This is a genomic window from Pseudomonas sp. R4-15, assembly GCF_055768815.1.
Genome location: NZ_CM147293.1, coordinates 751,076 through 774,419 on the forward strand (window position 1 = coordinate 751,076; position 23,344 = coordinate 774,419).

17 protein-coding genes and 2 CRISPR repeat arrays (1 of these 19 only partly in view) are annotated in these 23,344 nt (G+C 64.8%); of the genes, 6 read left to right on the forward strand and 11 right to left on the reverse strand.

All coding sequences use genetic code 11. From position 1 onward, the window contains the following. The first annotated feature begins 29 nt into the window (after positions 1-29). On the forward strand, positions 30-410 hold the full coding sequence (locus ACYRGX_RS03555) for a RidA family protein (RefSeq protein WP_473055237.1): 381 nt from the start codon (positions 30-32) through the stop codon (positions 408-410). Positions 411-438: 28 nt separating this feature from the next. Here the strand turns inward: ACYRGX_RS03555 and ACYRGX_RS03560 are convergent, their stop codons facing one another. From ACYRGX_RS03560 to ACYRGX_RS03570, 3 genes are all read right to left on the reverse strand, one after another. Further along, complete coding sequence (locus tag ACYRGX_RS03560; protein WP_473055238.1) at positions 439-1,065, reverse strand: LysE family translocator; 627 nt, start codon at positions 1,063-1,065, stop codon at positions 439-441. A gap of 65 nt (positions 1,066-1,130) precedes the next feature. After that, a complete protein-coding gene (locus tag ACYRGX_RS03565; RefSeq protein WP_473055239.1) occupies positions 1,131-1,925 on the reverse strand; it encodes an AraC family ligand binding domain-containing protein in 795 nt (264 codons plus the stop codon). Beyond that, complete coding sequence (locus ACYRGX_RS03570) at positions 1,925-2,788, reverse strand: NAD-dependent epimerase/dehydratase family protein (protein WP_473055240.1); 864 nt, start codon at positions 2,786-2,788, stop codon at positions 1,925-1,927. The genes ACYRGX_RS03565 and ACYRGX_RS03570 overlap by 1 nt, the downstream gene beginning before the upstream one ends. A 100-nt stretch (positions 2,789-2,888) precedes the next feature. On the opposite strand from ACYRGX_RS03570, the gene ACYRGX_RS03575 reads away from it, so the two are divergent. The 3 genes from ACYRGX_RS03575 to ACYRGX_RS03585 all read left to right on the forward strand — a co-directional run bounded on the left by ACYRGX_RS03575 (position 2,889) and on the right by ACYRGX_RS03585 (position 7,385). Continuing rightward, entirely contained in the window at positions 2,889-3,827 is a 939-nt protein-coding gene (locus ACYRGX_RS03575; protein WP_473055241.1) for a LysR substrate-binding domain-containing protein, read from the forward strand. Next, positions 3,824-5,899, forward strand: a complete 2,076-nt coding sequence (gene recG / locus ACYRGX_RS03580) for an ATP-dependent DNA helicase RecG (protein ID WP_473055242.1) — start codon at positions 3,824-3,826, stop codon at positions 5,897-5,899. The genes ACYRGX_RS03575 and recG overlap by 4 nt, the downstream gene beginning before the upstream one ends. Before the next feature lie 85 nt (positions 5,900-5,984). Continuing rightward, the gene (locus ACYRGX_RS03585) at positions 5,985-7,385 is read left to right on the forward strand and encodes an HDOD domain-containing protein (RefSeq protein WP_473055243.1); all 1,401 of its coding nucleotides are present in this window, start codon (positions 5,985-5,987) and stop codon (positions 7,383-7,385) included. Positions 7,386-7,449: 64 nt separating this feature from the next. Here the strand turns inward: ACYRGX_RS03585 and ACYRGX_RS03590 are convergent, their stop codons facing one another. The 6 genes from ACYRGX_RS03590 to csy1 form a co-directional block, all read right to left on the reverse strand. Next, positions 7,450-7,722 (reverse strand): HU family DNA-binding protein, encoded by a 273-nt coding sequence (locus ACYRGX_RS03590; RefSeq protein ID WP_473055244.1) that lies wholly within the window; start codon positions 7,720-7,722, stop codon positions 7,450-7,452. 156 nt (positions 7,723-7,878) lie between these two features. Further along, a complete protein-coding gene (locus tag ACYRGX_RS03595) occupies positions 7,879-9,579 on the reverse strand; it encodes an L-lactate permease (protein ID WP_473055245.1) in 1,701 nt (566 codons plus the stop codon). A gap of 354 nt (positions 9,580-9,933) precedes the next feature. After that, a CRISPR array of direct repeats spans positions 9,934-11,942; the repeat unit is 28 nt; unit sequence TTTCTGAGCTGCCTACGCGGCAGTGAAG. 128 nt (positions 11,943-12,070) lie between these two features. Beyond that, positions 12,071-12,634: a type I-F CRISPR-associated endoribonuclease Cas6/Csy4 gene (cas6f, locus tag ACYRGX_RS03600; RefSeq protein WP_473055246.1), complete on the reverse strand. Its 564-nt coding sequence runs from the start codon at positions 12,632-12,634 to the stop codon at positions 12,071-12,073. A gap of 2 nt (positions 12,635-12,636) precedes the next feature. Further along, positions 12,637-13,662, reverse strand: a complete 1,026-nt coding sequence (gene csy3, locus ACYRGX_RS03605) for a type I-F CRISPR-associated protein Csy3 (RefSeq protein WP_473055247.1) — start codon at positions 13,660-13,662, stop codon at positions 12,637-12,639. A gap of 11 nt (positions 13,663-13,673) precedes the next feature. Further along, entirely contained in the window at positions 13,674-14,624 is a 951-nt protein-coding gene (gene csy2, locus ACYRGX_RS03610; RefSeq protein ID WP_473055248.1) for a type I-F CRISPR-associated protein Csy2, read from the reverse strand. Beyond that, positions 14,611-15,921, reverse strand: a complete 1,311-nt coding sequence (gene csy1, locus ACYRGX_RS03615) for a type I-F CRISPR-associated protein Csy1 (protein WP_473055249.1) — start codon at positions 15,919-15,921, stop codon at positions 14,611-14,613. The genes csy2 and csy1 overlap by 14 nt, the downstream gene beginning before the upstream one ends. A gap of 226 nt (positions 15,922-16,147) precedes the next feature. Here csy1 and ACYRGX_RS03620 point away from each other — a divergent pair, with 226 nt between their 5' ends. Together ACYRGX_RS03620 and ACYRGX_RS03625 are read left to right on the forward strand one after the other, a co-directional pair. Beyond that, the gene (locus tag ACYRGX_RS03620) at positions 16,148-16,483 is read left to right on the forward strand and encodes a Fic/DOC family N-terminal domain-containing protein (protein ID WP_473055250.1); all 336 of its coding nucleotides are present in this window, start codon (positions 16,148-16,150) and stop codon (positions 16,481-16,483) included. Further along, the gene (locus ACYRGX_RS03625; RefSeq protein ID WP_473055251.1) at positions 16,480-17,163 is read left to right on the forward strand and encodes a Fic family protein; all 684 of its coding nucleotides are present in this window, start codon (positions 16,480-16,482) and stop codon (positions 17,161-17,163) included. The genes ACYRGX_RS03620 and ACYRGX_RS03625 overlap by 4 nt, the downstream gene beginning before the upstream one ends. Before the next feature lie 341 nt (positions 17,164-17,504). Here ACYRGX_RS03625 and cas3f read toward each other — a convergent pair whose 3' ends face one another. Both cas3f and cas1f read right to left on the reverse strand, forming a co-directional pair. Beyond that, positions 17,505-20,741, reverse strand: a complete 3,237-nt coding sequence (gene cas3f / locus ACYRGX_RS03630) for a type I-F CRISPR-associated helicase Cas3f (RefSeq protein WP_473055252.1) — start codon at positions 20,739-20,741, stop codon at positions 17,505-17,507. Next, positions 20,738-21,706: a type I-F CRISPR-associated endonuclease Cas1f gene (gene cas1f, locus ACYRGX_RS03635; RefSeq protein WP_473055253.1), complete on the reverse strand. Its 969-nt coding sequence runs from the start codon at positions 21,704-21,706 to the stop codon at positions 20,738-20,740. Before cas1f ends, cas3f begins: the two co-directional genes overlap by 4 nt. Positions 21,707-21,890: 184 nt before the next feature. Next, positions 21,891-23,344: direct repeats of the CRISPR family, unit length 28 nt; unit sequence CTTCACTGCCGTGTAGGCAGCTCAGAAA; it runs 736 nt beyond the window's last position.

Here is a 23,344-nt window from a genome sequence, read left to right on the forward strand (position 1 = left end):
CCCTCTGCGCCGGCTCACAAGGAGTCCCCATGAGCAAGACCGTCATCAACAGCAGCAAGGCCCCCGCCGCCATCGGCACCTATTCCCAGGCGATCAAGGCCGGCAACACCGTCTACCTGTCCGGGCAGATCCCGCTGGACCCGCAGACCATGGAGCTGGTGGAAGGCTTCGAGGCGCAGGCCGTGCAGGTCTTCGAGAACCTGCGGGCGGTGATCGAGGAAGCCGGCGGCAGCTTCAAGGACGTGGTCAAGCTGAACATCTTCCTCACCGACCTGGGCAACTTCGCCACCGTCAATGAGGTGATGGGCCGCTACTTCCAGCAGCCCTACCCGGCGCGTGCCGCCATCGGCGTGGCCGCCCTGCCCAAGGGCGCACAGGTCGAGATGGACGCCATCCTGGTCCTCGAATAAGTCCTCCGACGGGGTTAGGCGCGTTCCCTCAGAGCGCGCCTAGCCCCGCCAGCAGCAAGCCGCCTCCCAGCGCCAGCAGCAACGCACCGCAGCCGCGATCCAGCCAGCGTACCTGTTGCGCCAGCCAGCCCCGCCAGCGCGGACGGTCGATCAGGCGTACCAGCGCCAGATCCCAACAGAGCACCACGCCGCACATCCAGGCCATCGCCAGCAACAGCCCTACCTGAGGCACCTGCGCCTCGCGCAGCAGGCCAAACAAGCCGGCGTAGAACAGCGGCAGCTTGGGGTTCAGGCTGCTCGCCAGCAGCCCCTGGTAAAGCCCGCGGCGCCAGTTGCCGCGCTCGCCGGGCGTGGTCGACGCCAGCGCCAGACTGCGCCGGGAACTCAGTGCCTGGGCGCCGAGCCAGACGAAGTAGCCCCCGCCGAGCACTTGCAGCGTGCGCCACAGCAGGCCGCCCTCGCTGGGTAGCAGGCCCAGGGCGACCTGTACCAGCAGCATGCTCAGCAGGTTGGCCAGGGCGATGCCGCTGGCGCAGCCGTCCGCCTGCCGGCGGCCGTGCGCCACGGCGCTGCGCAGCAGCAGGAAGAAATCGGGACCGGGCGAGAGCAGCGCGGCGAAGTGGCTGCCGGCGACCAAGAGACAGAGCGCGAACATGGGGACCTCCGAAGCATGCGCCGCAGAGTCTCGCGGTGCCGGCGTCGGGCGGTCTTGTAGAAAACTCAGGCGCTCTGGCGGAAGCGTCCCGGACTGACGCCGGTGAAGCGGCGGAACACGTGGCCGAAGTGCGCCTGGTCATGGAAGCCCAGCTCCAGCGCCAGTTCGGCCAGCGCCGCGCCTTGCAGCAGACGGCGCTTGGCCTCGGCGACACGGCGCTGCAGCAGGTAGGTGTGCGGCGGCACGCCCTGGGCGCGGCGGAAAGCCTCGATCAGGTGACGAGGGTGGCGTTGCAGCAGTTCGCCCAATTGCTCCAGGCTCGGATGCTCGCGGTAGTGACTCTCCAGATAGTCGCGCAGGCGCTCCACCGTGCCACCGTCGCGGGGGGGCGCGCGGCGCGGGCGCATTCCGCCATGCCGGGTGAACACCTGTTCGAGCAGCTCCAGCAGCTCGCTTTCCAGGGCCAAGGGGTCGTTGCTTTCGAACTGCGCGGCGACCCGCGCCAGGCTCGCCGCGACAGCGCCGTCGTCGGCCGGGTTGAGCACCGCAAAACCCCGCGGCAGCTGCTTGCGCCCGAGCAGTGCGAGCAGCCGCGCCTCTTCCACGTAGAGCATGCGGTAGACCAGCCGCGGCGATTCGGCATGCCCGGTGTGCGGTTCACTGGGATTCATCAGCGACAGGGTGCCGGCCGGGAGTACATGGCGCGCCCCCTGGCAGTGGTAGCCGCCCGCCCCCTGGAGGATCGCGCCGATGGCGAAGGCGTCGTGGCTATGCCGGCCGAAGGGCTGACCGGAGAAGTCCGCATGGAACAGCTCGACGCCAGGCAGCCATGGCCGCAGCAGCAGCCGGTTGGCGTCCATCAAGCGTCGCCCGCCGCGATGATCTCGGCATAGCCTTCGCGGTAGCTGGGGTAGCGAGGCGCCCAGCCCAGTGCCCGCGCGCGGCCGTTGCTGCAGCGCTTGCTACCGGCGCGGCGCACGCTCTGCTGGCCTGAAACGGCCTCGACGGCGAGCTGCACGCGCAGCCATTCGACCACCTCGTGCAGCGGCGCCGGATCGTCGTCCACGCCCAGGTAGAGCGCGTCGAGCTCGACACCGGCGGCATCCTGCAGCAGCAGGTGGGCGAGCAGGGCGGCGGCATCGTCACGGTGGATGCGATTGGCATACAGCGGCGGTTGGCGCTGCACGTCGTAGCCCTGGCGCACCTGGTCGAGCAGCCAGCGACGGCCGGGACCATAGAGCCCGGCCAGGCGCACGCTGCTGCAGGGAATCCCGCTGGCCGCGGCCAGGCGTTCGGCTTCGAGCATGATGCGGCCGCTGTAGCGCTCGGCCTCGGCCGGCGTGGTTTCGTCGACCCACTCTCCGGCCTGCTGGGCATAGACCCCGGTGCTGGAGACGAACAGCAGCCGGCGGGGGCGTTGTGCGTGCTGGTCGGTCCACTGCAGTACGCGGCGCAGGCCGTCCAGGTAGGCCTCGCGGTAGCCTGGCTCATCGTGCCGGTTCGCCGCGGCGCTGTAGACCAGATAGTCCAGCGGGCCGCTTGGCCAGGCGTCCGGGCAGGCATCCTGGGCAAGATCTCCGGGGACCGGCGAGACGCCTTCCGGCAGCGCGGCAACCTGCCGGCGCAGGCCATGCACCTGCCAGCCCTGTGCCAGCAGCAAGCGTGCGAGACGGCTGCCGAGGTCGCCACAACCGGCGATCAGTAGCGAGGTTGGGTGCTGCATTTCGCACTCCTGCAGAGATAAAGGCGGAGCGGCAGTTTAGCGCGGTTGGTTGCGACCGTAGCAGAGGCTATCCTGTAGGTCGGCCTGATGGAATTGTCCTATGACGCTCACCGAACTCCGCTACATCGTCACCCTCGCCCAGGAGCAGCACTTCGGCCGCGCCGCCGAACGTTGCCACGTTAGCCAGCCGACGCTCTCGGTCGGTGTGAAGAAGCTCGAGGACGAGCTCGGCGTGCTGATCTTCGAGCGCAGCAAGAGCGCGGTGCGCCTGACGCCGGTGGGCGAGGGCATCGTCACCCAGGCGCAGAAGGTTCTCGAGCAGGCCCAGGGCATCCGCGAACTGGCGCAGACCGGCAAGAACCAGCTTGCCGCGCCGCTACGCCTGGGGGCGATCTACACCGTCGGGCCGTACATCTTCCCGCACCTGATACCGCAGCTGCACCGGGTGGCGCCGGACATGCCGCTGTACATCGAGGAAAACTTCACGCACATCCTGCGCGACAAGCTGCGCACCGGCGAGCTCGACGCGATCATCATCGCGTTGCCGTTCCAGGAAGCCGACGTGCTGACCAAGCCGCTCTACGACGAGCCCTTCCAGGTGCTGCTGCCGGCCGGGCATCCCTGGACGGCGCGTGAAAGCATCGATGCCTCGATGCTCAACGACAAGAGCCTGCTGCTGCTCGGCGAGGGCCATTGCTTCCGCGACCAGGTGCTCGAAGCCTGTCCGACCACCGGACGCCGGGGCGAAGAAGCGAGCAAGCACACCACGGTGGAGTCCAGCTCGCTGGAAACCATCCGCCACATGGTCGCCTCCGGCCTGGGCATCTCGATCCTGCCGCTGTCGGCGGTGGACAGTCATCACTACGCGCCCGGCATCCTCGAGGTGCGGCCGATCAGCCCGCCGGTGCCCTATCGCACCGTGGCGATCGCCTGGCGCGCCAGTTTCCCGCGGCCCAAGGCCATCGAAGTGGTCGCCGACTCCATGCGACTGTGCTCGGTGGCGCAGGCTCCGGCCCGGGACGACGCGCGCCGCGCATGAGCGAGCTCGCCCAGCTGCCGGTGACCGCCCTGAAGGGGGTGGGCGCCGCGCTCGCCGAGAAGCTCGCCAAGGTTGGCCTGGAAAACCTCCAGGACGTGCTCTTCCACCTGCCGCTGCGCTACCAGGACCGCACCCGCATCACCGCCATCGGCGCGCTGCGCCCGGGGCAGGATGCGGTGGTCGAAGGCACGGTGGCCGGCGCCGACGTGGTGATGGGCCGGCGCCGCAGCCTGCTGGTGCGCCTGCAGGACGGCAGCGGCACCCTGAGCCTGCGCTTCTTCCACTTCAGCCAGGCGCAGAAGGACGGCATGGCCCGCGGCACCCAACTGCGCTGCTACGGCGAGGTGCGCCCGGGCGCCACCGGTCTCGAGATCTACCACCCCGAATACCGCGCGGTGGACGCTGCCGCGCCGGCACCCGTGGAGCAGAGCCTGACGCCGATCTACCCGACCACCGAGGGCCTGACCCAGCAGCGCCTGCGCCAGCTTTCCGCGCAGGCGCTGGCGCGCCTGGGTCCGCATAGCCTGCCGGACTGGTTGCCGGCGGAAATGGCCCGGGACTACGACCTGGGCCCGCTGGCCGAAGCCATCCGCTACCTGCATCGACCGCCGCCGGACGCCGACCTGGAGGAGCTCGCCGAAGGCCGGCACTGGGCGCAGCACCGCCTGGCCTTCGAGGAGCTGCTGGCGCACCAGCTTTCCCTGCAGCGCCTGCGCGAGCGCATCCGTGCCCAGGCCGCGCCGGCCTTGCCGGCGGCCCACGAACTGCCCCCGCGTTTTCTCGGCAACCTCGGTTTCACGCCCACCGGCGCGCAGCAGCGCGTGGCCGCGGAGATCGCCTACGACCTGGCCCAGGACGAACCGATGCTGCGCCTGGTGCAGGGCGACGTCGGCGCCGGCAAGACGGTGGTCGCCGCGCTGGCCGCGTTGCAGGCGCTGGAGGCGGGCTACCAGGTGGCGCTGATGGCGCCCACCGAGATTCTCGCCGAGCAGCATTTCCTGAACTTCTCCCGCTGGCTGGAGCCGCTCGGCCTGGAGGTCGCCTGGCTCGCCGGCAAGCTCAAGGGCAAGGCGCGTGCCGCCGCACTGGAACGCATCGCCGGTGGTGCGCCTATGGTGGTCGGCACCCACGCACTGTTCCAGGAGGAGGTGAAGTTCGCCCGTCTGGCGCTGGTCATCATCGACGAACAACACCGCTTCGGCGTGCAGCAGCGTCTCGCGTTGCGGCAGAAGGGCGTCGACGGACGCCTTTGCCCGCACCAGTTGATCATGACCGCCACACCGATCCCGCGGACCCTGGCGATGAGCGCCTATGCCGACCTGGACACCTCGATTCTCGACGAACTGCCGCCGGGGCGTACGCCGGTGAATACCCTGGTGATCGCCGACAGTCGGCGCATGGAGGTCATCGAGCGGGTGCGCGCGGCGTGCCGCGAGGGGCGGCAGGCGTATTGGGTGTGCACGCTGATCGAGGAGTCCGAGGAACTCACCTGCCAGGCCGCGGAGACCTCATTCGAGGAGTTGTCCGCGGCGCTCGGCGAGCTCTCGGTGGGGCTGATCCACGGACGCATGAAGGCCGCGGAAAAGGCCGAGGTGATGGACGCCTTCAAGCGTGGCGAGCTGCAACTGCTGGTCGCCACCACGGTGATCGAGGTGGGCGTCGATGTGCCCAACGCCAGCTTGATGATCATCGAGAACCCCGAGCGCCTCGGTCTGGCACAGCTGCATCAGCTGCGCGGGCGGGTCGGCCGGGGCAGCGCCGCGAGCCATTGCGTGTTGCTCTACCATGCACCGCTCTCGCAATTGGGGCGCGAGCGCCTGGGCATCATGCGCGAGACCACCGATGGCTTCGTCATCGCCGAAAAGGACCTGGAACTGCGCGGGCCTGGCGAGATGCTCGGCGTGCGCCAGACCGGCCTGCTGCAGTTCAAGGTCGCCGACCTGATGCGTGATGCCGAACTGCTGCCTTCGGTGCGGGACGCCGCCCAGGCACTGTTGCAGCACTGGCCCAGCCATGCCAGTCCGCTGCTGGAGCGCTGGCTGCGACACGGCCAGCAGTATGGGCAGGTCTGAATCTCGGTGCTTTCTGACGAGCCGAGCACAGACGCCGCGCAGGCTGGTTATACTCCGGAGTGAAAAAAGAGCCCTGGAACATGTCATGACCGATCCCCTCCAGGTGGCCGCCGCCGCCTTCCACGCGCCCCTTCCCGTATTGCAGCACCTGGCCAAGCTGGGTGTGCCGCTGTTGGAACGCCAGGATGCCTTGGGCATCCCCGATGAGGCACGGGTGCAGAGCGTGTTGCTGGGCGACAGCATCGGCAGCCTGTTGGTGTTGTTTCCGCGCAGCCACCTGCTGGATCTCGCGGCGCTTGCCGAACTGACCGGGCGGCGTCTGACGGCGCTGGCGCCAGCGCAGTTGCAAGCGCTGCTCTCCGGCCAGCAGTTGGAGGGCCTGCCGGGCCTGCCGCTGTTGGCCAACGCGCCCTGCCTGTACGACGAGCGCCTGCTCGCGCAACCGCGCTTGCTGCTCGACTCGGGCACGCCGGGGCTGTTCCTCGAACTGTCGCGCGATGCCATGCGCAGCCTGCTGGGCAAGGCCAGTGCCGCACGCTTCGCCGTGGACCTGGCCGGGATCAACCCCAATCGCAGCCGGCCGGCGGACGACCATGCGCAGATCACCCGCGCAGTGGAAACCTTCACCGCGCGGCGCATCCGCCAGCGTCTGGAAGAGACCATCGAGATTCCGCCGCTGAACCTCACGGCGCAGAAGATCATCAAGCTACGGGTCAATCCCGAAGCCAGCGTGGAGGACGTCACCGATGTGGTGGAGACCGATCCGGCACTGGCCGCGCAGGTGATCAGTTGGGCCGCCTCGCCCTATTACGGCTCCCAGGTGAAGATCCGCTCCGTGGAGGACGCCATCGTCCGCGTGCTCGGTTTCGACCTGGTGATCAACCTCGCCCTCGGCCTGGCCCTGGGCAAGACCATGGCGCTGCCACAGGATCGTCCGCGGCCCGCGACGCCCTACTGGCAGCAGGCGATCTACACCGCGGCAGTGGTCGAAGGCCTGGTCCGTGCGATGCCCCGCCATCTGCGCCCGGAGGCTGGCCTGGCCTATCTTGGCGGGCTGCTGCACAACTTCGGCTACCTGGTCCTGGCGCACGTTTTCCCGCCGCACTTCTCGCTGCTGTGCCGGCACCTGGAGGTCAATCCACACGTCGAGCACGACGACCTCGAGCAACACCTGCTCGGCGTGACCCGCGAGCAGATCGGCGCCTGGCTGATGCAGCACTGGGAGATGCCCGCGGAGATCGCCACCGCACTGCGCTTCCAGAACGATCCGGACTACAGTGGCGAGCACGCCACCTACGCCAATCTGCTGTATTTGGCGCTACGTCTGCTGCGTAGTCGTGGCATCGGCTCCGGCCCGCAGGAAGCGATCCCGCCAGCGCTGCTCGAACGCCTGGAACTGACCGAAGCCGGTGCCCAGGATGCGCTGCAGCGCATGCTCAACGCCGAAGCCGCATTGCGCGACCTGTCGCGCTCGTTGCCGGCCTGATCCGCCACTGTCGCAACTGAATCGGGCGCCCTAGGGCGCCCGATTGCGTTAAGCGGTGAATGCCTCAGCCAATGGCTTCGCGCAGCGATTTGCCAGGCTTGAACGCCACGGTGTTGCTGGCGCGGATGGGCACCGGCTGGCCGGTCTGCGGGTTCTTCCCTGTGCGCGCGCCGCGATGGCGCTGGACGAAGGTGCCAAAGCCCACCAGGGTCACACTCTCCTTGCGGTTGAGCGCCTCGGTGATGGCATCGAGCATGGCGTTGAGGACACGGTTGGCCTGGTCACGGCTCAGATCGGCCTTGTCCGCGATGACCGCGGCGAGTTCGGGTTTGCGCATGTTTTGCCTCTCGACGGTTTGTTGTTGTTGTGTCGCGCCGCCCTTCCCGGGCAGGCGCCAAGGTTGCTGCGACGCCTCTGCGTCGCACTACGCAGCTCCCAGAATGGCACGCCTGGGGAGTGCCATTCCATTAGCCTGCTACCGAGCCGCGGGCGCCTACAGCGCGCCCATCAGCGGATCGACCAGGCCGATCACGAAAAAGCCGATCAGCCCGATGACGCCGGCCATGACCAGATAATAGAACGTCGGCAGCAACGTCTTGCGCAGGGTCACCCCTTCGCGACCGAGCAGGCCGACAGTGGCCGACGCCGCCACCACGTTGTGGATGGCGATCATGTTGCCCGCCGCCGCGCCCACCGACTGCAGCGCGACCATCAGCGCACCCGATAGCCCGAGCAACTCCGCCGTACCCAGCTGGAACTGCGAGAGCATCAGGTTGGACACGGTGTTGGAGCCGGCGATGAAGGCTCCCAGGGCACCGACCGCAGGGGCGAACAGCGGGTAGATACCGCCCACGCTGTTGGCGACCAACTGCGCCATCGCCACCGGCATCGACACCAGATCCGAGCCGTTCACCCCGGAGTTGATGAGGATGCGCACCATCGGAATGGTGAACACCAGGACGAAGCCGGCACCGACCAGGGTACGGCTGGATTCGGAGATCGCCGCGGCCAACTGCGGCCCGCGCATACGGTGCAGGAAGAAGGTGATCAACACCACCACGCAGAGGATGCCGCCCGGCAGATAGAGAGGCTCCAGGCTGCCGTTCACCCCGGTCTCCCCGAGGATGTTCTTCCAGCCCACCGCGATGCCCAATAGAAACGCCTTGAGCTCGGGAACGGTACGGGTGAGGACCAGCAGCACCGCCAGCAGCACGTAGGGAATCCAGGCCATCAGTACCGAGATCGGCTTGCGGTCCGGATACTGGTCGAGGTTCATCTTGATGGTGCCCAGCCACTCGGGCGGCCATTGCGAGGCCTCGGGAAAGTCCCAGGCTTCCTTGGGTACCAGGAAGCCCGCCTTGGCGGCCGGGACCACGATGGCCAGACCGACCAGCCCGCCGACCATGGAGGGGAACTCCGGTCCGAGGAAGACCCCGGCCAGGGTGTAGGGCACGACGAAGCAGATGGCGGTGAACAGTGCGAAGGGGAACATCGCCAGGCCATCGGCCCAGGATTTGTTCTTGCCGAAGAAGCGCACCATCACGCTGACCATGATCCACGGCATCAGCACGCCACACAGGGCGTGGATGATCACCACCCGGTCGACGATCAGGTCGAAGAAGATGTCCCAGCTGCTGCCGTTGGCCACCAATTGCTCACTGATACCGGTGCGATCCAGGCCCGAAGCCACACCGACCAGGATCGGTGTGCCGACCGCGCCGAAGGAGACCGGCGTGGATTGCACCATCATCCCGACCACCACCGCAGCCAGCGCCGGGAAGCCCAGCGCCACCATCAGCGGCGCCGCCACTGCGGCGGGCGTGCCGAAGCCGGATGCGCCCTCGATGAAGCAACCGAACAGCCAGCAGACGATCAGCGCCTGTACCCGGCGGTCCGGGCTGATGCCAGAGAAGCCACGGCGAATCGCGGCGATGCCACCGGAATGCTTGAGCGTGTTGAGCAACAGGATCGCGCCGAAGATGATCCAGAGGATCGCCGCGGTGAGAATCAGCCCCTGCAGACTGGATGCGAGGACGCGCACCGGGGTCATGTCCCAGGCGGTGAGACCGATCAGCGCAGTGAGGATGAAGACCAGGGGCATGGCGTATTTCGCCGGCCAGCGAAAGCCGATCAGTAGCACCCCCGCCAGCACCAGCGGCAGGAAGGCCAATAACGACAGCATCGTTTGACTCATGGGTTGGGTCCTTTTTTGTTCTTGTGAACCGCTGTTTTCCTGGCGTTACCTCGGGCTCCATGAGAACCACCGTTTCGCAGGCCACGCCAGGAAGCGAGCCGGATGAGCGAAAGCCCCTGCAGCAAGCGTTGTAAGGGCCTTCGTAGACTAGCTCAGCGACTCGCCGAGGGCACCCATTGACTGACCAGTCGACTCAAAAAAGCACATAAACCGGGAATGCTTACTTGGAGACTCAAGCCCATGGGCGCCAAAAGTATGGGGCGGAGGTCCATGGGACAGAGAATATGGTCAATAGCGGTGCTGAATACGACGGGGTGCAATGGGATCTTTCCGGTACTCGATGGTGGTGTTCCTATTGTGAACTGCCTACGCGGCAGTGAAGGAGCCCATCCGCCCACCTTTTCGGCAGGTATATTTCTGAGCTGCCTACGCGGCAGTGAAGGGCTCAGATACGTGCCGGCCAGTAATCGGAAATTTCTGAGCTGTCTACGCGGCAGTGAAGGTACGCGCCTGGCGAATACCGCATTCGTGCGCTTTCTGAGCTGCCTACGCGGCAGTGAAGCCCCGCACACGCTTATTTCGCCGCAGCGTGACTTTCTGAGCTGCCTACGCGGCAGTGAAGGCTAGCGCTGCATATGCCCCTGGGCAGCTTCTTTTCTGAGCTGCCTACGCGGCAGTGAAGAGCGGCACGCTACACACCACGTACCGGTCGTATTTCTGAGCTGCCTACGCGGCAGTGAAGAGGGTGCTGGAGCGCCACCAGTTCCGCGGCATTTTCTGAGCTGCCTACGCGGCAGTGAAGTTGGTTCTGGTAATGAATTGGCGTATCTGCGCTTTCTGAGCTGCCTACGCGGCAGTGAAGGCCAACTGGTCGAGCGTGGCGCCTTACTTCGATTTCTGAGCTGCCTACGCGGCAGTGAAGCCAACTCGGCGAAGTAGACGCGCATCCACTGTTTTCTGAGCTGCCTACGCGGCAGTGAAGTTGCTCAGTCCGGTGGTGCTGCATCGTCGGCATTTCTGAGCTGCCTACGCGGCAGTGAAGAGTCCCGCTTCGAGCACCGCCGCCAGATCGGCTTTCTGAGCTGCCTACGCGGCAGTGAAGGTCGCCACCTGCGGCGGATAACCCGCCCCGTATTTCTGAGCTGCCTACGCGGCAGTGAAGAACAGCCGCCCTCTGTCGCCGTGGCGAGCACTTTTCTGAGCTGCCTACGCGGCAGTGAAGAGCATTACGAATATTAATGCCGATCTTATTAATTTCTGAGCTGCCTACGCGGCAGTGAAGGAGGCCTGCCAGCGCGAGGGCTGCAAGGATGATTTCTGAGCTGCCTACGCGGCAGTGAAGCTCGCCCTTGCGATCCTGCTCAGTGCGACAGCTTTCTGAGCTGCCTACGCGGCAGTGAAGCAGCGGCGCCACGTCATCGACGGTCACGCTCTTTTCTGAGCTGCCTACGCGGCAGTGAAGTTCGTCAGCGGCGTGCTCGCGCACGGCGGCAATTTCTGAGCTGCCTACGCGGCAGTGAAGAAATCTATGACGTTGTCCGAGATCCGTGCCCATTTCTGAGCTGCCTACGCGGCAGTGAAGTGATAAATCTGGATCTCTGTTCGTTACAGTTATTTCTGAGCTGCCTACGCGGCAGTGAAGACAAGCGCCTGCGGATCAGGCTGCAGCAGGACTTTCTGAGCTGCCTACGCGGCAGTGAAGTCCGACCAGAGCAGCAGGCGTGCGAACCCGGCTTTCTGAGCTGCCTACGCGGCAGTGAAGCCAGCGGTGCATGACAGTGGCTTCGAGACGAATTTCTGAGCTGCCTACGCGGCAGTGAAGGCGCCAGGGGCAGATAGGATGCCGCTTGGCTGTTTCTGAGCTGCCTACGCGGCAGTGAAGGAGCCATCGCCTGCGCCGAACGTCGTGCCGATTTTCTGAGCTGCCTACGCGGCAGTGAAGGGGGTGCCGGGGACGGCTCGGTTAGCTGGGCTTTTCTGAGCTGCCTACGCGGCAGTGAAGTCCTTCTGCGCGATCCAGTAGCACCCGCCGTATTTCTGAGCTGCCTACGCGGCAGTGAAGCTTTTCGCCGGCGACGTTCGAGCTGCAGCAAGTTTCTGAGCTGCCTACGCGGCAGTGAAGGAACGTAGCGAATTTGAAGCCATTTTCCTGGATTTCTGAGCTGCCTACGCGGCAGTGAAGAGCAGGGACGCCCCTGGACTTCCATTGAGTGATTTTCTGAGCTGCCTACGCGGCAGTGAAGGCGCTGGTGTTGGATGAGCCGCAGAGTTTGCATTTCTGAGCTGCCTACGCGGCAGTGAAGCGGCTTTTTCCGTAACCACACTGTTCATCTGATTTCTGAGCTGCCTACGCGGCAGTGAAGTAGAGCCTGGGAAGCCTAACGGTTTGTTTGTTAAAGAACTCTTGCGCCGTTTTCCTGAAAACCCTTTTTTCGGAGCTGCCTGCAAGTCCTTGATTTTGCAGGAGCTCCCTTTGTGAGGAAAAAGAGGGTCAGAACCAGGGAATGGTCGCCTGATTGCTCAGGCCATAGGCGCCAAAGGCGCCGGGGACGGGGTTGTCGAGCAGTGGGCCGTGGCGGATGAATAGTCGGAAGCTGTGGCCGTTGCTACTGCTGCGCAGGGTGGCATAGGGCAGGTCGCAGCGTTTTTCGGCGCTGTCGGGGATGCGTTGGCGTGCCTCTGCTTCGCTGATAGCGTGCCGCTTGATCAGTCTCCGGCGCGCACGCTCCGGGTTACTGTCCACCTGCACACGGCTGACGCAGCGCCATTGCACCTGCGCCGGGATCGGCCGCAGGTCAGCCAGTTTCAGGTGGTCGCGCATGCCGCGCAGCCAGTCCAGGGCGAGCAGCCGGTCCAGCGCCTCGGACGAGCCATGCAAACGCAGGCGCGGTCCTAGGCCTTGGGTGTCGCCCTCCACATCCGGAAAACTAATGCCCACATCCGTCCGACGCAGGTCGTGCAGACCCCGGTGCAACTTGGCCAGCAGCGCGTTCATCAGTTGCGTCGCCGGGAATTCCGGGTCGGGCAGCAGTGTGAGATCGAGGTAGTGATCCACGGTCATTTCTCCTCGGCGGCGCCGAACACGCCACCCCGGATCAGGTTGGCGATCACGTAGTGCTGCTGCTCCACTGCCGGCTCGGCGTCCTTGAGCACCCAGGCATCGAACAGACTGTAGAAGTCGGCCTTGTCCTTGGGCTGGCGGTAGGCTTTGCCCTGCGAGGTGACCGAGCCATAGGGTTCGACGGCGATGGGACCGAGCTCGCCGGCTTCCGGGTACCAAGTGTCGATGGTGCGCAGGGCGTTGCCGATCTTCTGCGAGTGGATCGCTGCCACGTCGCGCACCTGGTAGAGCGTCTTGCTCTTGCCGCCCTTGTCGCCGCGGTCGAGTATCAGTTCCTGCGAGGGGAACACCTCAAGGCCGGCGCCGATACGCACGAAGGCGACTACTTCCAGCAGCAGATGGCCCTTGCCGGCCAGGCCGTCGGCGATCACGGCGCCGAGGCTGTCGACCTCCGCCTGGGCGGCAAAGCTGCGCAGCGACAGGTCGAGCCCGTCGAACACCCAGCGTTGCGCCGCTTCACCGTTCTGCAGTCGGGCGATGCGTACCTCGACGGCTTCGGCGCCGACCCGGTTGCGCCAGAGGAAACGGCCGTTGGCCAGGTTGGCGGCGTAGCGCCGGCCCAGTTCGCTGAAGCCGTGCTGTTCGACATAGGCGCGCACGGTGGCCAGCAGCTTGGTCTGATAGTCGGCGTCGTTGCAGGCCGAAGGGGTGCCGGCGCCGCCGAGCACGCGCAGGCTGAAACGTACCTTGAGGGTGTCGGCATCGGCGGGAAGGGCGGCGACGTCGACGGTCTGCAGGTTGGGCGCCTGGATCGAGGCATCCAGTTTGGCCGGATCACGATCCTTGGTTTTCAGGCGGTTGGAGATGGTGCCGCGCACGGACTTCTCGCGGATTTCGATGGGCTGCCAGGCGTTGCTGTCACGCTCGCTCCAGCGTCCGGCATAGAGCAGCGCGTCGGAAGGGTCGAGCTTGCGCTCGAAGGCAAGTACGGAGGCGGTGGTCAGTTCGGTGGTCTTGGCCATGTCGGATGTCCTTATGCGAGGGCTTCGAGATTGAGGAAAGGGGTATTGCAGCGGAACAGGCCGGTCTCAGGCTCGGCCTGGTGGTACCAGAGCAACTGGCGGATATCGGTGAAACGATGTGGGCTACGCCACTCGCCCAGGCCGTAGAGGCTTTCGACGAAATGGAACGGCACGCTGCGGTCGCGGGCGTTGCGCACGTGGCCGGGCTCATGGGCCGACAGCGAGCGGTAGCCCAGCGGGATAGGTACCAGCCAGCCGCTGCGTGGGCGCAGGTGCCAGCCGTCGCCTTCGCCAGGTGGATCGACGTTCAGGCGGCTGAGGTCGAGCAGGGCATCCAGGGCATCGAGGCTCGGGTCGCTTGCTTGTAGGGCTGACGTATGGGTGCTGAGCAGGTCGTCTCTGGGGATCAGCGCAAAGCCGGGCAACAACCGTTGCGCCAGACGGCGGCTGAGGCGGACCTCCTCCTCGGCATTGCCGGGCCACTCGATCAGGCTCGGTTGCTGGCGCTCGCTGGGTTTCCTGGCCGGCGGCAGCAGGCTGCCGCCGGCCAGGCGCATGCCGAGGGCGATATCCCAGGCGCGCTGGGCGATGGTTTCTTTATCCAGCAAGCCGTCGAGCACATCGCCGGAGACGCCGATCAGCAGGCTCACTTCCAGATGGATACGGCCTTCTTCGACGATGGCGGCGGTACCGCCATCCTTACCGACCGGGTTGCGCGTCAGGTGGAAGACCTGAGTGCGTTTGCCCGCAGGTTGCGAGGTCTGTGCCTGGTGCTGATGGCAGACGATCGCGACGCCGTCCAGGTCGATGTCCATTTCCTCACGCAGCTTGCGTTGCAGGGCATGGACGAAACCGGTGAAGGCCGTGACGGCGGGAAACCCCCAGGTCAGTGGACCGGAAATGGCATTGGCGCTCTGCACCCGCAGGTGCGGTAGCAACAGCAGGGCTTCAGGCGCGTCCATCGTCGAGCATCTCCTTGAACAGTTTCAGTTCGTCGTGCAGTTCGCCGCGCCAGTAATCCGCTTCGGCTTCGCCAACACGCAGGCTGTCGTGGTCGAGCCTGGCGTTGAGCCAGTTGCCGAAGCGCTTGCTGACCTGCTCCGGCCAGTCGCGCCACAGGTGGGCGCTGTGGAACTCGCTGTCGTCGTGGGCGCGCAGGGGGTCGAGCCAGTGCCGTTCGCTGTCGTCCAGGCGGCAATCGGCCTGGGCACTCCAGCCGGCGGCCAGATTGCCGCTGCGATTGGCCTCCAGCAGTTCGGCGGCGTATTGGTGGAAGGCATCGGCGATCTCGCCGAGCAGTCGCGCGCGCTTGCGGCGGATCTGCCAGTTGTTGTGCTCGGTGACGCGCAAGAAGTGCTGCAGCTCGGCCACGCGCCCGCGCAGCGCCCGGTCGTTGCGATAGACAAACTCGAAGGCCGAGTCGCGGCGCAGCGGCGGGCGCAGGTCGAGGGTGCGCCACTGTGGTGGCAGTGAAGGCAACAGCCAGTTCTCGCCGTAGCGCTCGCTGTTGAGCTGGGAAATGTTCTGCGGCTTGGTGCCGCCGAACTTCTGGATCGCCAGGTTGGGGTATTCGCAGTAACCATGGGTGAAGGGCTGCCGAGCCTTGTGCGCCTCACGCGCGGCCTTGGCCGTCTCGCCGAAACGGTCCTCGCGCATGCGCTTGTGCACCCGCTGCACCAGGCTGGTGGGGAACAGCGGGGCGAGCAGGTGATAGCTGCCGTCCGCGAGAGGGAAGTAGACCTGTTTGGCCAGTGAGTGCGAGGCCGGAGCCCCACGACTCTCGGTGATGGCGATGAAGCAAGCGCGCCAGGCTTCAGCTTGCTCGGCATCGTCGCTCAGGGCGGCAAGCAAGTCCTCATCGTGCTCGAGCATGCGCTGCAGCAGGCTAAGGCCTGCGTGTTCCAGCTTGAGGAACTTGAACACATCCAGCGCCGCCGCGTTGCCCACCACGTCGTCTTCCCAGCCGCTGCGCAGGCAATGGCTGGATACCAGCCCGGGCAGTTCGACGGCGGGTGGCGGCGCGTGCAGGCTGCTGCCGCGGGCATCGGGGTGCAGCGGCTTGAGCGTGTGGGTGGCCAGCTGGATCTGCGCCACTCGGCGCGCGGCATCGGCCAGCCAGGCGTCGGGGCGATGCTCTTCGAGCAGTTTCTGGCGTTTGGGATCGTCCTCGGCCAGCTTGTCGAGCTTGGCCTGCAGACGGGTATGGATGAACGTGTGAATCAGGTCGCGGAGTGCAGCTGTAGTGGGTGACGGAGCCATAGCGATCTTCCCTGTCGAATCGGCTTTCCTCAGCCTAGAAGGCATTCTTGGTTTTTCCAAGATACTTTCAGTGATTCAACTAACCTGAGAGCACTGCCGGTGTGGCAGCTCAGAGAAAGATGCTTTCCGGATACACTGCCGAACAGGCAGCTCAGCGACATACCGGATTGGCAAGAAAGTGTGAGCCCGGTTCACTGCCGTATAGGCAGCACAGAAAGGATGAAACATGGCCTATCGCCCGCCGCAATTACCCTTCGCCGAGGACATCGAGACGCGTGCCGTATTGCGTAAGCTGGCGCGCGCTCACCAGGCTTTGGCCGAGCTTAAGGGGGTGGCCGACAGCATGCCCAATCAGGACATCCTGATAAACACGCTGTCGCTTCAGGAAGCCAAGGACAGCTCGGCCATCGAGAACATCATCACCACGCAGGATGATCTTTACCGTAGCGACAGCATTGGCCGCCACTTCGTCAGCCTGGCGGCCAAGGAGGTGCACAACTACGCCCGCGCGCTCAAGGAGGGATTCTCCGAGGTTTTCGCCGCCTGCCGGGCACTCAGTTGAAGAACCAGCAGACGGGTGAGGTGGTTTATAGCCCGCCGCAACATCCGGGCGAAGTCATCGCGCTGATGGGGAATCTGGAACGATTCATCAACGAGACCGAGGTCTGTGACTGGGATCTGCTGACGCGCATGGCCGTGCTGCATCATCAGTTCGAGAGCATCCATCCGTTCTACGACGGTAATGGTCGTACTGGTCGCATCCTCAATGTGCTGTATCTGGTGCTTTGCGACCTGTTGGGTAGTCCGGTGCTTTACCTGTCGCGCTACATCAATCAGAACAAGGCGCGTTATTACGAGCTGCTGCAAGCGGTGAGGGATCACGGGCGTTGGGAAGAGTGGGTGTTGTTCATGCTCGATGCCGTGGAGCAGACGGCCGCGCAGACGACCCAGCTGATATACGGAATCAAGGAGCTGATGCAGCAGTACAAGGAAACACTGCGCGCCCAGCGGCCCAAGGTGTACAGCCAGGACTTGCTTAACAACCTGTTCTGGCACCCATACACCAAGGTGGAGTTCGTTCAGGCGGAGTTGGCGGTTAGCCGTCCGACGGCGACCAAGTACCTTGAAGCTGCAGTTGATTTGGGGTTGCTGAGCAAGCATCGTCTCGGTAAGGAAAACCTCTATCTCAATGACGCGTTGTTCGAGCTGTTGGCCAACGCAGCTCACGTCGACAACGTGTAAAAGAAATCGGATTTTTTTTACACGTGTCGGCGCACGTGTAAAAAAAAGGGAGTTTTCTTTACACGTCCGTGCAAGCCTTGCCCCTTGTTAGCGAGTTGTGTTCCTCCGGCAGGTCGACGATCAGCCGCAGGTCCAGGCCTTCCAGCACCTGAAAACAACTTGCCCCACTGCACGTTTTCGCTGCCGCGCCCGACCTTGCCGAGGAAGTTCACTCTGACGCCGATGCTACCGGCGGCGTCCTGGCGAATGTTCTGCGTCCTACGCGCGAGGTGCGCCCATTGGCCGAGTTCATGGGCGTTCTCGCGTGTGGCCTGCATATCAAATCCTCATCGTCATGAGGATTATTTGTCGCGGGCAAAGCCGAGCAGGGGGTGCCAGCGCCAGCTCAGGTCAGTGGCGGTGCCGTCGTTGTACTGGCAGTCGAGGCTCACCTGACCGTAGCGCATGGCGCAGTCGCGCAGGCTGAGGTTCTTCTGCTCGGCCAGGGCAACCAGCTCTGCCGCATAGCCAACCTGCCCCCAAGAGTGGACACGCGGCCCCTGTTGCAACGGCAACTCGCTGTACAGGTTGCCTACGGCTCGCCAGGTACCGTCTTGTTCGTCGCGCTGGAAGCTGAAGCTCGATGCATCATCGTCTTCGGGCAGCAGGGCGTAGTCGAGCTGCGGCTGCCCTTGGCGAAAGCGTTGTTGGTGCTGCAACACGCCGCTCAAGGGGGCCGGGCTCTGCCACCACAGCGGGGCGCTGAACGCGGTGCTGCTGGCGCCCTCGCCGAGCAGGCCGGCGCGCAGGCGCGCGTGCTCCAGATCGACCAGGCGATTTTTCGGCTGCAGCGTCTGCGGCTCGACGATGCGCGGCGTGGCGTCGATGGCGAATGAGTCTTCCGGCAGCAGCTCGCGCAGGTCATGGCTGGCGAGGTGCCAGTGCTTGTCCTCGAATCCTGGTCGGACGAAGGCTTCAGCCTGACCCTGCAGGGCCTTGAGGTTGTGTGACAGCAGGTAGAGGTTGGCGGCTTCGCAGGCGGCGGGACGATGGCGGCGGATGCGTCCGGCCAACTGGATGATTGAGCGCATCGAAGACGGCTCGACGATGGCCCAGTCGTAGTCGTGATCGCGCCCCACCTCGGCCACCGGCGAGGCCAGCACGACGAACAGGTGGTCCGCCTCCGGATGCTGCGCCAATGCCTGCCGTACGGTCGGCTGGTCGAAGATGGCCTCGGGTTGGTGACGGCGTAGCAGGCTGTCCAGTTCACGCTCGATGGACGAGCGTTGCAGCAACGGAAAGCGCGAGTGGTAGACGCAAAGGTGCAGGCGAACGCCTTGTGGTGCGCCCTGGGCATACAGCGCCTGAGCCAGTTCGATCAAAGGGTCGATATTGGCCAGCCGCAGCAGGCCGAAGCTGACCCGCTGGCCGCTCGGTGCCTGGCTGTGATGCCGGGTGTGCAGTTCGCCCATCCAGGTAGGCAACTGCGTGGCCAGCTCGGCACAGATGGCTGCGCGCTCGCGGCTGGCAACGGCGACCGGGACGACTTCTGCGCGGCGACGGATGGGCTGCCGACCTAGATGGCCAAGGCGCTGCGTGATAAAGGCAGCATGCTGCTCGGCGAAGCTCTCGCCTAACGCGTGGCTGGAGCTTTGGCAGCCGAATTCATCGAACCAGGCGCAGCAGATCTCAGCCGAGGTACTGGGTTCGCCACGGTGCTGGCGATAAGCCGCGCGCCCCGCGTTGTAGGCCTCGAACAGGGCACGAAGCAGTGCGGGCGGCAGGGTGGCGGAAGACAGCAGCACACGGCTGCCGAGCAGCCCGGCCCAATGCACCAGGCGGATGAGGGCGGGCAGGTCGGCCAGGTCGAAATCATCCGGCTCGTCCAGTACCAGATCGGACGTCAGCAGGCGCAGCATGGGAGCGATCTGTCGGCCGCCGCGAGTGCTCTCGCAGGCGGGGATCAGGTGGTCGACGGTGCAGGCCAGTACCGGCGCGCTGACCAGCCGGTGGGCGTGCGTATCCTGCTGGAGCCAGTCACGCAGCGGGCCGTCTTCGAGGTTGGCCTCGTAGTGCACGTGGCTGTTGTCCAGCGCCTCGGTCGACTCGCTGCCGGTCGCTTCGGCCCGACGCTGGCGGGCGCCCAGCTCGAACAGCTCGCGTACCGCCAGGCCGCCCACCTGTACCGCCAGGTCGTCTGCGCCGAGGCCGAGCTTTTCCCGGTAGGCCTCGCCTGTCTGCAGGGTCAGGGTGCGCAGGCCGAGGGCGATGGAGAAGCGGGCGCCACGCTGTGGATCGGCCAGGGCATAGAGAATACGGCCGTTGGCCAGGGTCTTGCCGCAGCCGGTGGAGGCCAGGTTGACGCCGAAGAAGCCTTGCCGCGCGGAGGTTTCGCGCAGGCCGCTTGCGAGGTCGAAGGCTTTGTCCTGCCAGCGGAAGCGTTCATCCCCGGCGCGGCGCTTGAAGCCCTTGTGCCGGGCGATGCGCGGCAGACTGCGCTCCAATCTCGGCAGCAGGCCGGTAATGCGTCGCGCGTCCTGAGCCACGCCGAGCAGGTGTTCGTCCAGGCGTTGTTTCAATGCGCCGCCCTTGTCGGTATTGGCATAGGCGGGAAAGTCGCGGGCACCCAGCTGGGCGTTGGCCCGCAGACTGGAGTAGTGGTGGTCGGCGAGCATCAGTACCAGCCGCGACAGGTGCATCAGGTAGGGATCGTTCGGCCAGTCGCTGATGCGTTGCAGGAGTGCGGGGCGCTGCAACAGTGCCTGGGCACAACGGGCCGCGCGCTGCCGCCAGGCGCTACTGGCAAAGGGCAGATGGCCCTCGGCGAAGTGCCAGCAGGCCGCCTTGTCCTGCTCGCTGGCCCCAGGCCGTGCGCCGCACCAGTCGGCCAGGATCGGACGTGGCAGCGCAAGGAGCCGTCGGGCATTGGTCTGTGCCTCGGGTAGGCGGTGATGGCTGACGATAAGCCAGCCGATGGCCTGGGCCAGCGGCGGTAGATGCTCCCTGATAAAGGGGCCCGGTTGCGCCTGTGGATAGTCGCAGCGCAGCCGGAGGAGCGCGTCATCGTAGCCTTCGCCGCTGAGGCGCTGTAGCCAGTCGGCATCGCTGCTGCCGCTGCCAACGAAGGCTTCGAACAGGCGCAGCGACACCCACTCATGACGATAGGCGTCAGCCACTGGCTGACGGCTGCGCAGCTTGGCCTGAAAAGCGGCGTTGGCCTTGCCGATGTCATGGAACAGCGCCGCCATCTGCGCCAGCAGCTTGATGTCCTCGGCGCTGTGCCAGTCGTTCTCGTCATCCTTGCGCAGCACGTCGCGGCGGGTGCTGTTGGTCGGTACGGTGCCCTGGGCGTTGAAGCGGTTGGCGTCGCCGACGATCCACAGCAGCTCGCTGTGATCCTTGCCGCGGATCCAGTGGCAGGCCACGGCGGTGTTGCGCCGGGCACTCTTCTTCAGCAGCTTGCGCAGGGTATCCAGCCCGGCCTGAGTGATCGGCGTTTGCCAGGTGCGTTCGCCACGGCGCTCGGCGAACTGATCGAGAATGCGCCGGCTCTCCACCAGCGCGCGTTTTTCACACTGGGCGATCAGCAGCACGTTCACCGGTCGATCTCCTCGGCCACCGCCTTGAGGGTATCGATCATGAAGTCCAGCGACTCACTGCGGGTGAGGTTCTCGATGCAGGCCTGACGGAACTCCTGCTCCTCGTCGCCGCGCACCGCCGAAACGAAGGCCTGCGGCAGGATGCTGGCGTCCTTGACCAGATCGGCCACGTCGAACACCAGCCCACCGCGGCGGGTTTTTCCATGCAGCACGGCGAGCCCGTGGGGAATGCCCAGCACCCAAGTGGCGCTGGCAGCCAGGCCATAGGCGAGGTAATTGCCGTGATCGAGGAAGCGATTGGCCGGGTCGCTACCGCTGCCTTTCTTGGCGCGGGTGAATTCGCCGTAGTTCACGGCGCGGGCGGCGAGGGCGAACAGCAACTTACTCAGGCGGGCTTCTTCGGTGAGCAGGAAGGTGTTGTCTGGCGCGGCGGCGATGGCGGTCTGCGAAGCGCTCAACGCATTTTCCAGGGCGGCGGCATCGACAGCGAAGCCGGCGTCCTTCAGCGGGCGGCTGTTTAGCCAACCTTCGCGGATACGATGCAGCCGTGCGAGCTGGAAGGCCTTGGCCGCCTGCAGGCGCTTCCCGTCATCGAACCAGAATTTCACCCATTGCTGCAGGTACTCGGTGGGGCGGTACTCGCTCTGTGGTGAAAACCAGGCCACCTCCACGTCCATCTCATTGGCCGAGAACAACGGCGTACCGCCACCGCCGCAGAAGCCCACCAGTACGCCGGCCTTGGCCAGCTCACGCATGGCCGCCTGGGTGATGGAGGTGCCGGTGCCGAGCAGGATGGTGGTGGTGTTGGCGATGGGGATATTCCAGTACAGCGACTGCTTACCGGCGTCGGTCACGTATTCGACGCGCCCGCCATTGACCAGTACCCGGCAGTGCTGCAGGTAGTACAGGTTGGCGCGCTTGGAGTGGAGGATGGTCTTGAGATCGGAGGGGCTGAAATCATCCATGATCGTGCTCCGTGGGACGTCATGGCGATTTAGCATCTTTTCGTATTGTTGCCGACCCTCTTTTTCCTACCCTTGAGCCAAGGCTTTAAAATCAATGGCTTACAGATATCTAAGAAAAGAGGGTTTTCTTGGCCGATTCCTTTGAAGGCCTGGGCAGACAAGGCCGTAGCCGTTATCTTCTCTACTTCACTGCCGTGTAGGCAGCTCAGAAATGGGTGTGATGAGCAGCTCGAGATGTTCGGGGCTTCACTGCCGTGTAGGCAGCTCAGAAAATCATCATATCGATGACAGGCTGCCAATCTCGCTTCACTGCCGTGTAGGCAGCTCAGAAATCATCAAGCTGGCGTTTGAATTCCGGCCCCTTCTTCACTGCCGTGTAGGCAGCTCAGAAAGCGAGCGCTGCATCAACGAACTGGCTGGCCGCCTTCACTGCCGTGTAGGCAGCTCAGAAAAGCCTGCGCGGAAGCTGCAAAGCCATGGGCAACTTCACTGCCGTGTAGGCAGCTCAGAAATGGAGGACAAGATCGCGCAGGTTCAGGCGCTGCTTCACTGCCGTGTAGGCAGCTCAGAAAACAAGGGTCCCGGCGGCGTCGAAATCAATCGGCTTCACTGCCGTGTAGGCAGCTCAGAAAACGAAAGCAAAAAGGAATACCCGGGCTGCGTGCTTCACTGCCGTGTAGGCAGCTCAGAAATGACGGCCCCCACCATCCGTGCCGGCTCACCCCTTCACTGCCGTGTAGGCAGCTCAGAAATCCCTGTTCCCGTCACTCGCAACGCTCCGTTGCTTCACTGCCGTGTAGGCAGCTCAGAAAGTAACCACACTGTTCATCTGAGGTTTCTATGCCTTCACTGCCGTGTAGGCAGCTCAGAAAATGAGGCCTACACGTTCTGGACCGGCGAGCGCCTTCACTGCCGTGTAGGCAGCTCAGAAAACTGTTGGCTAGCACGGTGACGCGCACGGTACCTTCACTGCCGTGTAGGCAGCTCAGAAAACCCCAACTCCTCAACCAGCGGCCACCCGAGACTTCACTGCCGTGTAGGCAGCTCAGAAAAGCACGTCGTTCGGGTCGGTGGTGACGACGTCCTTCACTGCCGTGTAGGCAGCTCAGAAACCTGACCCGGCGGGTACGGAGTCGGGCACCACCTTCACTGCCGTGTAGGCAGCTCAGAAAGCGACGAACCGCTGCTCAAGCTGCGCTGGGTGCTTCACTGCCGTGTAGGCAGCTCAGAAAAGCATGGACGAGATCGAGGCCCGCTCGCAGGACTTCACTGCCGTGTAGGCAGCTCAGAAATCGCGGAAGTGCAGGAGAGCGGGGGCGGCGCACTTCACTGCCGTGTAGGCAGCTCAGAAAATGCACCAGGCTCAAGGACTCGCACCTGAGCACTTCACTGCCGTGTAGGCAGCTCAGAAATGGGTAGGCGAATGGGCGCATACCCCAGAACTCTTCACTGCCGTGTAGGCAGCTCAGAAATTTCATATGCCGCCTGGCTGACGATTCCGCGACTTCACTGCCGTGTAGGCAGCTCAGAAAAGTCCTCAGGGGGCGTGTCAGATAATTGTAGACTTCACTGCCGTGTAGGCAGCTCAGAAAATCAAGTCTCCGAAGCCCCAGGAGGGCCATGACTTCACTGCCGTGT

Bases quoted from the DNA above. Each gene is read 5' to 3' on its own strand.
- ACYRGX_RS03555 (WP_473055237.1), top strand. From the start codon at position 30: ATGAGCAAGACCGTCATCAACAGCAGCAAGGCCCCCGCCGCCATCGGC.
- ACYRGX_RS03560 (WP_473055238.1), bottom strand. From the start codon at position 1,065: ATGTTCGCGCTCTGTCTCTTGGTCGCCGGCAGCCACTTCGCCGCGCTG.
- ACYRGX_RS03565 (WP_473055239.1), bottom strand. From the start codon at position 1,925: ATGGACGCCAACCGGCTGCTGCTGCGGCCATGGCTGCCTGGCGTCGAG.
- ACYRGX_RS03570 (WP_473055240.1), bottom strand. From the start codon at position 2,788: ATGCAGCACCCAACCTCGCTACTGATCGCCGGTTGTGGCGACCTCGGC.
- ACYRGX_RS03575 (WP_473055241.1), top strand. From the start codon at position 2,889: ATGACGCTCACCGAACTCCGCTACATCGTCACCCTCGCCCAGGAGCAG.
- recG (WP_473055242.1), top strand. From the start codon at position 3,824: ATGAGCGAGCTCGCCCAGCTGCCGGTGACCGCCCTGAAGGGGGTGGGC.
- ACYRGX_RS03585 (WP_473055243.1), top strand. From the start codon at position 5,985: ATGACCGATCCCCTCCAGGTGGCCGCCGCCGCCTTCCACGCGCCCCTT.
- ACYRGX_RS03590 (WP_473055244.1), bottom strand. From the start codon at position 7,722: ATGCGCAAACCCGAACTCGCCGCGGTCATCGCGGACAAGGCCGATCTG.
- ACYRGX_RS03595 (WP_473055245.1), bottom strand. From the start codon at position 9,579: ATGAGTCAAACGATGCTGTCGTTATTGGCCTTCCTGCCGCTGGTGCTG.
- csy3 (WP_473055247.1), bottom strand. From the start codon at position 13,662: ATGGCCAAGACCACCGAACTGACCACCGCCTCCGTACTTGCCTTCGAG.
- csy2 (WP_473055248.1), bottom strand. From the start codon at position 14,624: ATGGACGCGCCTGAAGCCCTGCTGTTGCTACCGCACCTGCGGGTGCAG.
- csy1 (WP_473055249.1), bottom strand. From the start codon at position 15,921: ATGGCTCCGTCACCCACTACAGCTGCACTCCGCGACCTGATTCACACG.
- ACYRGX_RS03620 (WP_473055250.1), top strand. From the start codon at position 16,148: ATGGCCTATCGCCCGCCGCAATTACCCTTCGCCGAGGACATCGAGACG.
- cas1f (WP_473055253.1), bottom strand. From the start codon at position 21,706: ATGGATGATTTCAGCCCCTCCGATCTCAAGACCATCCTCCACTCCAAG.